This is a genomic window from Methylobacter luteus IMV-B-3098 (assembly GCF_000427625.1).
Classification (GTDB): domain Bacteria; phylum Pseudomonadota; class Gammaproteobacteria; order Methylococcales; family Methylomonadaceae; genus Methylobacter; species Methylobacter luteus.
This window is the reverse complement of sequence record NZ_KE386569.1, coordinates 3,796,289-3,809,357: the sequence shown is the minus strand read 5'-3', so window position 1 is coordinate 3,809,357 and position 13,069 is coordinate 3,796,289. Positions and strand designations below refer to the sequence as shown.

7 protein-coding genes and 2 rRNA genes (1 of these 9 only partly in view) are annotated in these 13,069 nt (G+C 54.3%); 3 read left to right on the top strand and 6 right to left on the bottom strand.

The annotated features are described in order from the left end of the window. Together tnpB and tnpC are read left to right on the top strand one after the other, a co-directional pair. Positions 1–348, top strand: a 348-nt coding sequence (gene tnpB / locus METLU_RS0120210; RefSeq protein WP_196806570.1) for an IS66 family insertion sequence element accessory protein TnpB, incomplete at its 5' end; no start/stop codon positions are given. A gap of 76 nt (positions 349–424) precedes the next feature. Beyond that, positions 425–2,056 (top strand): IS66 family transposase, encoded by a 1,632-nt coding sequence (gene tnpC / locus METLU_RS0120205; protein ID WP_036243937.1) that lies wholly within the window; start codon positions 425–427, stop codon positions 2,054–2,056. A gap of 119 nt (positions 2,057–2,175) precedes the next feature. Here tnpC and METLU_RS0120200 read toward each other — a convergent pair whose 3' ends face one another. The 3 genes from METLU_RS0120200 to METLU_RS0120190 all read right to left on the bottom strand — a co-directional run bounded on the left by METLU_RS0120200 (position 2,176) and on the right by METLU_RS0120190 (position 9,495). After that, positions 2,176–3,528, bottom strand: coding sequence for an IS1182 family transposase (locus tag METLU_RS0120200; RefSeq protein ID WP_027158409.1), 1,353 nt, complete (start codon positions 3,526–3,528; stop codon positions 2,176–2,178). 343 nt (positions 3,529–3,871) lie between these two features. After that, positions 3,872–6,382 (bottom strand): FG-GAP repeat domain-containing protein, encoded by a 2,511-nt coding sequence (locus tag METLU_RS0120195; RefSeq protein ID WP_027159817.1) that lies wholly within the window; start codon positions 6,380–6,382, stop codon positions 3,872–3,874. 149 nt (positions 6,383–6,531) lie between these two features. Beyond that, positions 6,532–9,495, bottom strand: coding sequence for a hypothetical protein (locus METLU_RS0120190; RefSeq protein WP_036243327.1), 2,964 nt, complete (start codon positions 9,493–9,495; stop codon positions 6,532–6,534). Between the two features lie 411 nt (positions 9,496–9,906). Between METLU_RS0120190 and METLU_RS0120185 the strand changes: the two genes are divergently transcribed. Then, positions 9,907–10,584: an IS6 family transposase gene (locus tag METLU_RS0120185; protein ID WP_051300027.1), complete on the top strand. Its 678-nt coding sequence runs from the start codon at positions 9,907–9,909 to the stop codon at positions 10,582–10,584. A gap of 259 nt (positions 10,585–10,843) precedes the next feature. Here METLU_RS0120185 and METLU_RS0120175 read toward each other — a convergent pair whose 3' ends face one another. The 3 genes from METLU_RS0120175 to METLU_RS0120165 all read right to left on the bottom strand — a co-directional run. Beyond that, positions 10,844–11,527, bottom strand: a complete 684-nt coding sequence (locus tag METLU_RS0120175; protein WP_027159813.1) for an IS6 family transposase — start codon at positions 11,525–11,527, stop codon at positions 10,844–10,846. 324 nt (positions 11,528–11,851) lie between these two features. Further along, a 5S ribosomal RNA gene (gene rrf, locus METLU_RS0120170) occupies positions 11,852–11,967 on the bottom strand. A 97-nt stretch (positions 11,968–12,064) separates the two neighbouring features. Continuing rightward, a 23S ribosomal RNA gene (locus METLU_RS0120165) occupies positions 12,065–13,069 on the bottom strand (it continues 1,889 nt past the right edge of the window).

The window sequence follows — 13,069 nt, the reverse complement described above, 5'->3', positions numbered from 1 at the left end:
CCTGGCCTGATCGAAGCCCCGGCGCAGATCTGGCTGGCCGTTGAACCGGTGGATCTGCGCCGGGGCATCGACGGTTTGTCAGCTATTGTGCAGCAAGCGCTGGGGCATGCTCCGTGCGCCGGTTCGGCGTTCGTGTTCCGCAACCGGACGGGCAATCGCCTGAAGCTGCTGCTGTGGGACGGCAACGGCGTCTGGCTGTGCCAGCGGCGGCTGCACCGCGGCCATTTCGCCTGGCCCCGGGCGCATGACGCCTGTTTTTCGATCACTGCGGCACAATGGCAATGGCTGATCGCCGGGGTGGACTGGCAGCGGCTGTCGGCCTTGCCGCCGGCCCACTGGCAAGTCTGAAGCGGGTCGGATAAAATCCGGGTAAAACCCGGCAATAACAAGGCATGCAGCGGCTTTTCAGGGTATAATGTGGCCCATGAATCCGCTCGCCGAACTCGCTCACTTGAACCTCGATCCTGATGCCAAAACGCAGGTGGCGGCCGTCGTGCAGACGCTGCTCGAGCAGGCGCAACGGGATGCCGAAACCCTTCGGACCCAGGAAGCCGAGCTGCAAGCCAAAAACGCCGAAATTCAGGCCAAAGACCTGAAAATTCAGGCTCTGACTTTGGAACTGGCCCATATCAAGCGGATGCGCTACGGCGTCAAAAGTGAAGCTTTGGCGCCGTTGCAGCGCGATGTGTTCGAGGAAACCTGGCACACCGATCTGTCGGCGATCGAAGCCGAAATCGAACAGCTCGCCGATGACCAATCCGGCGCCACTATCGTCAAGCCCAAACGCCCGCGTGCCGGCCGCCAACCCTTGCCGGATCATTTGCCGCGCATCGAGCATCGCCACGAACCAGGCCGCTGCACCTGCGGCCAATGCGGGAAAGATTTGGTCAAGATCGGCGAAGATATCACCGAACAACTGGACGTCGAACCGGCCAAGTTCTTTGTGCACCGCCATATCCGCCCGCAATATGCCTGCCGGCACTGCGAAACCGTGACCGCGGCGCCGATTCCGCCGGCCGTCATCGACGGTGGCCTGGCGGCCGTGGGTCTGCTGGCCTGGGTGCTGATCGGCAAGTACGTCGACCACCTGCCGCTGTACCGGCTGGAGCAGATCGCCGCCCGCGAGCAGGTCAGCCTGTCCCGTTCCACTCTGGCTGACTGGGTCGGCCGCGTCGGCGTGGCGCTGCAGCCGCTGGCCGACCGATTGGCCTGGCACCTGCTGCAGGGCAATACCCTGCATGCCGACGAGACGCCGGTAGCGCAACTGGATCCCGGCAGCGGCAAGACCCGCAAGGCGTATCTGTGGGCTTATCGCAGCAACGACCTGCAGCCGGGACCTCGTATCATCGTCTTCGATTATCAGCCGGGGCGCAGCGGTGCGCATGCGCGGCAGTTTCTGGGCGTTTGGCAAGGCCATCTGCTGGTCGACGACTATGGCGGCTATAAAGCCCTGTTCGCCGGCGGCGATCAGGCGGCCTGCATCGAGCTGGGCTGCTGGAGCCACGTGCGCCGCAAGTTCTTCGACCTGCATCAGGCCAATGGCAGCCCCATGGCGCTGGCAGCCCTGGAGCGCATCGGTACGCTGTATGCCATCGAGGCGACAGGCCGGGATCTGGACTGCGAAGCCCGAAAACAACTGCGCGCGGCACAGAGCCGGCCCGCCCTCGAGGCCTTGCATGACTGGCTGGTGAAAACCCGCGTCCAGACGGCTAACGGCGGTGCTTCCGCCAAGGCCATCGATTATGCCCTAAAGCGCTGGCCGGCGTTGGTCCGCTATGCTGAAACCGGTCACCTGCCGATCGACAATAACGTCGTCGAAAACGATATCCGGCCCATTGCCCTGGGCAAGAAGAACTGGTTGTTCGTCGGTTCCGAGCGGGCCGGTCGCCGCGCGGCCGGTATCCAGACCCTGCTCGGTACAGCCCGGCTCAATGGCCTGGATCCTGCCGCCTGGCTGAAAGACACGCTGGCCAAGCTGCCGGTCTGGCCGAACAGCCGCATTGACGAACTGTTGCCTTTGGCGCCGGATTTCATTGAAACTCTAAAGCAGAAATAGGGCTAGGAGTCTGTCGGACAGGGTTCAGTATTATGATTCTTATTTGACCGATATGGATTATTGGCGGCATTGAGTCTTCGGTTCTGCCCAACCAAGAGCTATTTCGGGTTATTTTTCCGTTATCCGGCCGCCAGCACATGCATTCGCTTTAAATTGAAGGCCATAGTCACCAGTTTCCACTCACCAGCTACCGCATCAAGACCTCTCAGCGAGAATTGGCGGAAGCCCAGTACCTGTTTGATGATCCCAAATACCGGCTCGACCGTGCTTTTGCGTTTACCATAAAGCGTGCGGCCACTCTGGGTTTTGAGTTTCCAGGCCATTTTGACCAGCGGGTCATCGCTTTCAGGTTCCGGTGCATCCGGCGTCAGGCGTTCCGCCAATGGCAGATGATGGGCTTCCCGGCCCAGCGCGATGAGGGGNGTAATTTTTTGCTCCACACAGGCCTGGATGTTGTCTTTGCTGAAGTAGCCGTTGTCGGCCAGCAGCATTTCCGGCTTGCCGAGGCTGTCCGGCAAGGCGTTCAGCGCTTTCAGCATCGGCTCGACTTGCCGCTTGTCGTTGGTATGCTGGCTGAGCGTGGCGGCAACCACCAGCAGGCTGTCAACATCGACGGCCGCCTGGGCATTGTAGCCCTGCACGAAGCCGTCCTTGCTCGGCATGATCCGCGATGCTTCGTCGGTCAGGTTGATCTGGTCCTTAGCTTGGGGGCCGGTTTCGGGCGCCTTGGGCTCCTGGCCTCGGGGTTTTTTGCCCGCCTGGCGCTGGCGCTCCCGGTCAGCCAGTCTCTCCTGGTGGTCTTTTTGGGCTTGTTCGTCCCGTTCTTTAACCCGTTCGGCAATCTTGGCCTTGGCTTCCGCCAAGGCTTTCAAGCGATCTTCCCGACGCGCGACTTCCGCCGGCAAATCGATACCGTCGGCCAATTCTTCCTGATCAACGTCCGCTGCCTTTTTCAGCAGGGCCTGCACTTCCTCACGCAATTGCGCTTCCAGCTTTTCGATGTGGCCATGGGACAAGGCCTTGTGCTTCGAGGCATTGGCCTTGATTTTGGTACCATCCAGCGAAATCTGTCCCAGCTTGACGAGTTTCATCGTCTGCGCCAGTGTCAGCACTTGTACGAACAAGTCCTCCAACTCCACCAGAAAGGTCTTGCGGAAATGAGCCAGGGNGTCATGATCGGGATGATGATTGGCAGCAATGAACCGAAACGCCACTGAATCGTAGGTTGCCCGCTCGATCTTGCGACTGGAGAACGTGCCGGTCGCATAACCATAGATCAGCAGGGCCAACAGCAGTGCCGGATGATAAGCCGCTGAACCCCGTCCAGAATAATGGCCTGTCAGTTTTGATAGATCGAGCTGATCGATCACTTCGACGATAAAGCGTGCCAGGTGGTCTTCCGGCAACCATTCGTCCACGGACGGCGGAAGCAAATACTGTTGGTTACGATCAAACTGAATAAAGCGACTCATCAGAAATCATGGCGGTAAAATGATTGAACTCATCACTATTTTACAACTGATGAGATTTAAATGCTGATAAGTCCGACAGACTCCTAGGTGGTAGGACTGGACGCATACGATTTGTTGCCCTTTATATCTAATGCTTAAACCGAACTGAGGTTAAATTAAATTTTCATTACTTTCGCGACTATTGTTTATATATTTTTATTGATTACTATTCGTTCTATTACCACTCGTAATATAACGTATGTGTCCAGTCCTACCACTTGGCACGATTAGAGGCGACAGTTATCCTGACACAGGGGGATCCTTACGCTTAGCCAGAATAGTCACTCTTGAGTTTCCTTCAGACTCAATATGCGAATAGGCTCGACCAGTCGGGTGAAGCGCCGCTCGCGATTTCTGCCTCGCTATAGAAATGTCCGATGCGGTTGTGATCGGTGAGGAGAACGCCGCCGCCAGGCGCTGCACCGAAGCGTCCGGCTAAGGCGAACGCAGGCGGGATCGAACCGGTCGCGGGACGGGTGAAGATGTATTCCTTGAGTTTCCGCCAACGCGAGCGTCCATCATCGGAGACCATCCACGTGAACTTCTCGCGAACCATGTTTTCGTTCACTTGGCTCGCTACCACCTCCAGTCGAATTAGGTCGTCAATATTATTGTTGTTGAGATCGGCGATAAGTAGAGAACTCACGTCGTCGGAGAGGAAGGCATTCAATTGCTTCCAATTGCCACGTCCGCTTTCGGAGATCGACCAACGTCCGCTCCGGACGGCCAGCACATCGGTCACGCCGTCGCCGGTAAAGTCACCGAATCGCAGTTTGTTCATGGCAACCGTCGAACTCTGTATAGGCTGCCAGTTCGGCGCTGACAATGCCGTCACCATCCACTGGTTATTTAACGTGCGCCGAAAGGCGTGCGTCGTCTGCCGCGTCACGCCAGGCCGATGATCCCGAACGTTCGGATCAAACCGGCCGAAGACGACCTCGCTCAGCGTCGCGCCGAACGCACCGATGCTCTGCCAAGAACCTGTACCTCCGCTCGAGATCATCCATTGGCCATTACTCTCGGTCAGTACATCACAACGCTTGTCAGCGTCGAAGTAGCCGAGTCGAATCTGGTTCAGGCGCTCAGTTCGAGTGCTGAGATACGACCACTGGAACTCGCCATAGCTCGAGAACCACCATGTTCGGCCATTTGCGAGGAACAGATCGTCGACGGAATCCCCGTCAAAGTCACATACACCGTAGTTTCCGTACGAATCGAAGTTGATAGTGTTGTTGGGCCCAAGATGAATGACGTCGAGATCGTCCCTGTCGTCGACATGGATCGCGTCATCGCCCACGTCATCCTCAAGCCCCTCGTGGGCAAAGATGTTGTCGTGGATGTAGATACCCACTACAGGCCGTCCACGGATCTTGATGGCGGGACCGGCCAGATATTGGAATGCATTGTCAGTGTACCAGGACTGCACGCTCGCTAGGCCGTCGAAGCCATTATCGCCCGTACCGTGGATGTCGAACTGGTGTGTGTGAAATCCCGCGTAGTGGTATCCACCACCCTTGAGAACCAGATTTCTTAGTGCTTCGTAGCCGCCTGCGTCCCCCCCCGCAGCGATAGCGTGCCGATTGAAATCAAACACATTCTCGCGGATCTGCGCCCACGCCCCATTGTCCACCTCGACACCGTACCCGGCTGCATGACCAAAGACAGGGGTATTGCTGGGATGCTGATTGTGATGGATGTAGTTGCGGAAAATCCTCACTTGGTCCGGACGGCCGATGCGATCGCCAGGAAGATTGCTTGGTTGCTCTTGTCCCGGCCCCTGCCCATTGGCGTCGTACACAACGATTCCCTGACCACCCCAACCGGCGATTTCCATGTTCGAGATCTCAATGTTGAGGCAGCGCTCGATTTTGATGCCGGAGTCTTCGACTGATTGTTGGCCGAAACTGGGACCGTGGATTCGGAATCCAGAGATACGAACGTTGTCGTTCGGCTGACTATTTGGGATACATCGGATCGCAAGGAAGGCGCCCTTCTGAACGTCGCGGTGTGGCCCAAATTTAAGAAGAGGGCCTAGCGATTGTGGTGTTCGTGCGGGATGCTCCTCCCTGCCAGGGAAGGCACCGCTTAAAGCGGGCCTCGCCACAGCCATTGGATCAAATGCCTCAAACTCGTTCAGCTCGATCGCGGCGGAATCCGTCTTACGGTTGTCTTTCCCTGAAACGTCATCTGTTCTCGCGTTCTTTACGGGATTCACGACAGGTCCGGAAACGAACGTGCTCGTGCCTTTGAGCGTCACACACGCACTGAGATCCAGTAGCGGCCGTTCGTTACCTTCCGCGTCGCGTAGGCTCACGCCGCTAAAGTCCAGGATGACTTTCGGTCCAAGCAGAATGGTCGTGTTGGGGATGGCGACCTCAGCCATCAATCTATTGCGCATGAGATCGTGATGCTGCCTATTGACCTCTGGATCTGCTTCGCGGATCTCAATAGTGCGTGGCTTCGGCTCCGCAGGACAAATTCGCCGAGTGGGCAGTGGTAGTTCTGCTTCGATTCTTTCTTCCAGATCGAATGTAGCGCTCGACTCCTGGCTGGCGAAACCCTCGGACTCATCCGAAGCGGCGAACCTACAGCTCAGTATGCCCAGGAGCATAATGCTGGAGGCTATGCCCCGCCACATGGGTGATTTCGGAATGAAGATTTTTTGCGTTTTCATAACAAAGCTCTCCAATTCTATCACAAAACTTAAACCAATGTGGATAACGTCTATCTTGTAAAAAATCTCCTCTTGTGAGGCGATTCCGAGGGGCCTATCCTCATCTTTTATACAGCTTAGCTGCAGCACACCATCATCCATGCCCCCTCCTCGGTCAGTAGTTGTCAGGGGAGCATGGGCAACGAGGAAATTCCAGTTTGCCTCCTATGTCCGTATGATTGATCTCCCGCCGGCTCGGCAATCAAAAAGGCCGCTCGGAATTCCTATTCGCCAGCTGCTTGCGTTGAGGATTAGTAGCGAATGCGGAGTCTTGTGCCGATAGGCTTGTGGTCGGATCTCCAAGCGGTCCAGTTGGACTCCGGCTTACCGCTGTCGCAGGGCGTGCTGAACTCGGGTCGGTAGCTATTCGGTTTGGAACCCGTGACACGATCAATGAACGAGCAGTAGCGTCGAATATCAATCGCTCCCTCCTCAATGGTGCCGTCCGGATTGCGCCCGACCATGGGATGCTCCTCCTTCATATCGTCTAACTCTGCTGTCGGCGGAATCGCATACTGACGAACAGGATCGTCCTTGGCCCATCCAAGACCTACAAGAAAGATGGCATCAAGTCGATCCTCGCCTGCGCCCTGAGATTCTTTATAACCGGTTTCGCTCTTGGTCCACCATGGGTGCCAAGCGGTGGTCATTCCTAAGTCCGCAGGACCAGGCAGCCTAAACCGTGAGGCCCAAGGGATATCTACCCAATCAGAGTAATTGGAATAACCTGGGGGTTTGCCCGTCGAAGCGTCGTACATCTGACCAGGATCCAGCCAAGACATGAGTGGTAGCCCAGAGTAATGACCATCCAGTGTGCGAGCATAATCGTCATTGCGGTCAGTTACCGCTTGGGCGACATCGATGGCATAACCAAACCTTCTACGGAGCAGCCTGAGGAAGGCGTTTTCCTCCGCATTTTGGACATTCAGTAGATTTGAGTCACCCAAGATGATGATTCGATTATCGAAAGCCCATGTACTGACGTTCCCAGTCGAATTGAAGCCAAATGGATCGCGCAAGAGTAACTGAACGATGAACTCGGTGAGATTTTCATACTCTTGCGCTCGTGTTCCTGGTGTCGCTGTTCCTCCGGGCCCCCAACCACCAGAATCGAGATATAAGTGAAAGACCATAATCGGCACACCACTATACCCGCCGGCACTGTTACTATCAATACGGTTCGCCTTGGCCCGTAGTGGAAAGACGAAGTCGTCTTGATAGACGTCATCGCGTGTTCTACAACCATGGGTGTCTTGTCTTCCGAGGCCGGCTGCATCGCACGCATTTTGTATAGTGATTTTGGGATACCGATGGATTGGTGTTCCATCGGCCCATGACGCTCCGGTTGGAGTTGTGCGGGGATTTGCATAAAGCACACCGAAGCGGTCCAAGCATTCAATAGAACCGCAATAGCGACTCGGGCCGACCACCTCATTCCAATTGTTTATGAACGCAGAAGAGGCATTCAATCGATCGGTCATAATCCGCGGCGCGGAGGCGCCTGTTCCATAGACTTGGGAGTATATGTTGTCATGTAACACTTCGTTCAGATTGATAATGTCAGCATCGAAGCGCCACCGCCCGCGATTGTTCTTGTACGATACACTGGTACTATTGCCGTAGTCGGCAGACCGGCCGAGATAATCGACCAGGTTCTTCAGATCTGCGCCCGTCTGCAGGATAGTCCCTTCATTTCCGCCGTCTCCGTCATCTTCATACTCGATGTTTGCTGTCGCGACGCGGATCTCAGCTGTGTCGCGATTACGCACGACCATCGACCAAGCACCAAGCTGGACATGAGGGCCGATGTTGTCGAAGCACACTGAGTAGCCTTGATTTACTGAACCAGGTTCATCTGGAACGACCACATCGAAAATGATCGTATTCCAAATGGTTATCGGATTCCACTGGGAGATTCCTACACCAAGTGCACCTCGTGGAACGTAGCGGCGCGAAAGCTCGATACCACCATTCCGCAGGACGCGAGCCCTAAATGCGAGATCATTACCTGTGCCGATAGCAAGTGGATTAGGACCAGGAGGAGGAATCCCGTCCCAGTGAGGATAAGTACCTACGTTGAAGCTGGTTTTTACGTTGAACTGCCATTCATGATGCCCAGCCGGCAACGCGACCTTCGGCGAACAATAATTCTGCCTAGCCTCCCTGGATGGAACGGCTTCAGCGTCTGGCGTGCCAAGTGAGGCGACTGCTTCGTTCAGCGGGTAATGAACCAAGTCGTAAAACTTCTCGACGTTGCCAGCGCCGCTGTTCTGCGTTTCACCAAGGCTCAGCAGGGCGAATACGTCGGAAGGCTGGCCAGGCGAGCCCCCCGTCCAGCCGTTCCCCAGATAGAACGTCGCCTGGTTGCCATCGGTCAGAGCCCCTGATCCCGGTAAGCTAGCCACATTCTTCGTCGGATTGAATACCCACAGCCGCGCGTCTGCCGCTGCCATGTTCGCGGTCGTGCGCGAAGCTGTCGGAGACAGGAGTGCCAAGTAATCGAGTGCCTTCACCGGCCCGACTTTGACAAGCGTGCCGCCAACATTTCGATTTCGACCGGGGATGATTCCAGGACTCGAGGTTCTCGTCGTGCCGGTACGAAAGTCATCCCGCCAGCCTGTGTCATTCGCGACCTGTATGCTCGTGGGGTTCAAGCGATACTCGACGTTCACCAATGATGTGCCACGAATGTTGCTGTACGCCTGAACTCTGATGTCGGCGGTATTGGTGAGGCCGCAGACGTTGAGGCTCACATAAGCGTTTCGTTCCCCGACGACCGAGCTGTCGTTATTGAAGAACACACTCTCGTTGCCCTTCTGCCGCCTACCGCCTTCACGCGCATGAAAGTCTTGTTTGTGGACGAAGAGCGCCGGATCGCATTCATCAGCCGCCGTATTAACATTCACACACTTCGCGCGAATGTCGAGGCGGGACCCAGTCTGTGTACACCGTCTTCCGCAGCACCCAGTACCGGCTACATTGCCGCCCACTGTCAGCATGCCGCTGAATACCCAGCTGACGGGTACCTTGCTCAAGCGCCCTGAAGTCATAGTGTACTCGTAGGCGATGCCACCTTCGCTTGTGCCGCTGACTTGACCTGAGAGATTGACCTTGGCCTCGGGGTCTAACTTTTCTACTCCGTATCCGATGCCGGCTGAAATCAGCCAATAACACAGACTCGTCAAAATTACTCTCGTCATTGCCAATGGCTTCATAAGCGCACCTTCGTCTTATGGTTACCAGGAGGATGCGCCTCTCACGATTTGCACCCCGCACGATCTCGTTATGCTTCGTTACCTTTGTCAGAGCAGCTCTTTATTCATGTCCTAGATTCGCCTGGTGCCTCAGGTGGTTTCTGACAACCCTGTGGAAACAACTTCTTCAAGCGACCTTGTGCCGCAAAGAGACAATTAATTGAATTGAAAACTGGGATAATTGTGAGCCCGGCCATTTTCGAACGCGAACCGCCACACTTAGTATTCGTGTTTCTAGTTGGATTTCTATTCGTACAATTACTGACGTTACAGCGAGTGATGCGTGGAGAGCATTCAAGGTTCTGTTGCGTTAGCATTACGGAGTCCACTTACGGTAAATTAAGCGCCCCAAAAATAGCTTAATTTACCTGCATGATCGACTTCAAAGGCCATCGTATCGAAAAAACTATCATCCTGACTTGCGTCCGTTGGTATCTGGCTTACTCGCTGAGCTACCGGAATCTGGAAGAGATGATGGCGGAGCGCGGCGTGACGATCGATCATTCCAACATCTACCGCTGGGTTCAGAAATTCACGCCAAAGCTGGAGGCGGTTTTCCGGAAAGGCAACCAGCGCCCAGTCGGCACGAGCTGGCGGGTTGACGAGACGTACATCAAAATCAAAGGCCAATGGAGATATCTCTACCGCGCCGTCGACAAAGCAGGCCAAACCATCGATTTCCTGCTCACCGTCCACCGCGATAAGCAAGCCGCGCTGCGCTTTTTCAGGAAAGCGGTACGGCAGCACGGCCTGCCGGACAAAGTCACGATCGACCAGAGCGGCGCTAATAAGGCCGCTCTTGATGCACTCCAGGAAGAAATTGGCCACAAAATCGAGATCCGCCAGAAGTATCTGAACAACTTGATTGAACAGGACCACCGGGCCATCAAGCGCATTATTCGGCCGATGCTCGGTTTCAAAGCTTTTCGTTCGGCCAGGACCACTTTGCAAGGTATCGAGCTGATGCATATGATTAAGAAAAATCAACTGATCATACCTGACGTACAAAGTCTATCAGCTGCCGAACAATTCTATTCTTTAGCAGCCTAATTTTATCTGTCGATAATTCGGCTGCGCCTATCAAAAATTAACGCAACAGAACCTTTATTGACCGCTTACACTTAAGCTAAGTCTAATTCTTCGAGGTCATTTGCCTTTTCCTTCTGAGACAACTTCAAGAATTTAAAAAACTCTTCACCATAGTAGTATGAACCATTGTAGTATCCTTGCTTGAGACCTTTATTAGGATTAAAGCCGGTTCTGTCGCAAATATTAGATAAGCTCAAGTTACACTTATCTACGGGCACAATTATCCTGCTAAAGCCATAAATTGCTGATAGGCTGGTATATTGTCATCGGTCAGCTGGCCTTTGCGGATCATGTGGGCCGTTTCGATTCCCTCTATGGTAGCCCTGGCTGAATGAAAGGCTTTGAAGCCCATCATTGGTTGGGTGATTTTCTTGATGAACCGATGATCCTGTTCAATCAGGTTATTGAGGTATTTGACCTGGCAGATTTCAGTGAAGCAGATCAAACCGGCCAGCATCAACAGGAAGTTGATATTCTCCAGCCCGGCCTGGTTGGCACCGCTTTTATCCATGACGACTTTCACTGGCAATCCGTTCGCGTCAATGGCTTGTTTGAAAAACTTGGTAGCCGCCGCTTCATCTCGACGTTCGGAGAGCATGAAATCAATCGTATCGCCAAACTTATCAACGGCCCTATACAAATAGACCCATTGGCCTTTCACTTTAATATAACTCTCATCCATGCGCCAGGAAGTGGCTATAGCCCGCTTGCGATTTTTAGCTTTCAAAGCTAAAGCCGGAGAATAGTTAACTACCCAACGGTTGAGTGTGGCATGATCTACTTTAACGCCTCTTTCTGCCAGAATTTCTTCAAGATCCCGATAGGAAACGGCATAGCGAACATAGAAGAAAACAGCGTAGAGAATAACCTCTTTTGGAAAGTGAGCGCCTTTAAAACTGATCATCCTTTTTCAATTCCTAAATTTGGCAATTATCGCCCAGCCTGACAGACTTTGCGACAGAACCCAATATACCAGCCTATCAGCAATTTATGGCTTTAGCAGGATAATTGTGCCCGTAGATAAGTGTAACTTGAGCTTATCTAATATTTGCGACAGAACCAAAATCTGTCTGTCGCAGGACAATTCTATTCCTTGGCCGCTTAATTCCCTCAGCCGATACTCCTTCTGCGCCTAGCGAAAATTAACGCAACAGAACCAAAATAACTGCTCTAGGGCCGGGGCAAAAAAAAACCCGGGCCTTGGCGGGTCCGGGTTTTGGGGATTGGCGCTTGGCAATGCCCTACTTTCGCATGGCAAACTGCCACACTATCATCGGCGCTAAGCGGTTTCACTTCCGAGTTCGGGATGGGATCGGGTGGTTCACGCTCGCTATGATCACCAAGCAAACTGGTTTGGCAGGCGCTGTCGCCCTGCCGCATGGAAATCCGTAATACTCGCTTCAAAAGCGGTCAGTTGTTACCCAAACTGATTGGGTGTTATATGGTCAAGCCTCACGGGCAATTAGTACACGTTAGCTGCACGCATTACTGCGCTTCCACACCGTGCCTATCAACCTGATCGTCTCTCAGGGCCCTTCAGGGGACTCATGGTCCCAGTGAGATCTCATCTTGGGAGGGGCTTCCCGCTTAGATGCTTTCAGCGGTTATCCTGTCCGAACATAGCTACCCGGCCATGCCACTGGCGTGACAACCGGAACACCAGAGGTTCGTCCACTCCGGTCCTCTCGTACTAGGAGCAGCTTCCCTCAAATCTCAAACGCCCACGGCAGATAGGGACCGAACTGTCTCACGACGTTCTGAACCCAGCTCGCGTACCACTTTAAATGGCGAACAGCCATACCCTTGGGACCTGCTTCAGCCCCAGGATGTGATGAGCCGACATCGAGGTGCCAAACACCGCCGTCGATATGAACTCTTGGGCGGTATCAGCCTGTTATCCCCGGAGTACCTTTTATCCGTTGAGCGATGGCCCTTCCATACAGAACCACCGGATCACTATGACCTACTTTCGTACCTGCTCGACCTGTCCGTCTCGCAGTCAAGCACCCTTATGCCATTGCACTCATTGCCTGATTTCCGACCAGGCTGAGGGTACCTTCGTGCTCCTCCGTTACTCTTTAGGAGGAGACCGCCCCAGTCAAACTACCCACCAGACACTGTCCCTAACCCGGATGACGGGTCGAGGTTAGAACTTCAAACATACCAGGGTGGTATTTCAAGGTTGGCTCCACACCAACTAGCGTTGGTGCTTCACAGCCTCCCACCTATCCTACACAAGTAGGTTCAAAGTCCAGTGTCAAGCTATAGTAAAGGTTCACGGGGTCTTTCCGTCTAGCCGCGGGTATACGGCATCTTCACCGCAATTTCAATTTCACTGAGTCTCGGGTGGAGACAGTGTGGCCATCGTTACGCCATTCGTGCAGGTCGGAACTTACCCGACAAGGAATTTCGCTACCTTAGGACCGTTATAGTTACGGCCGCCGTT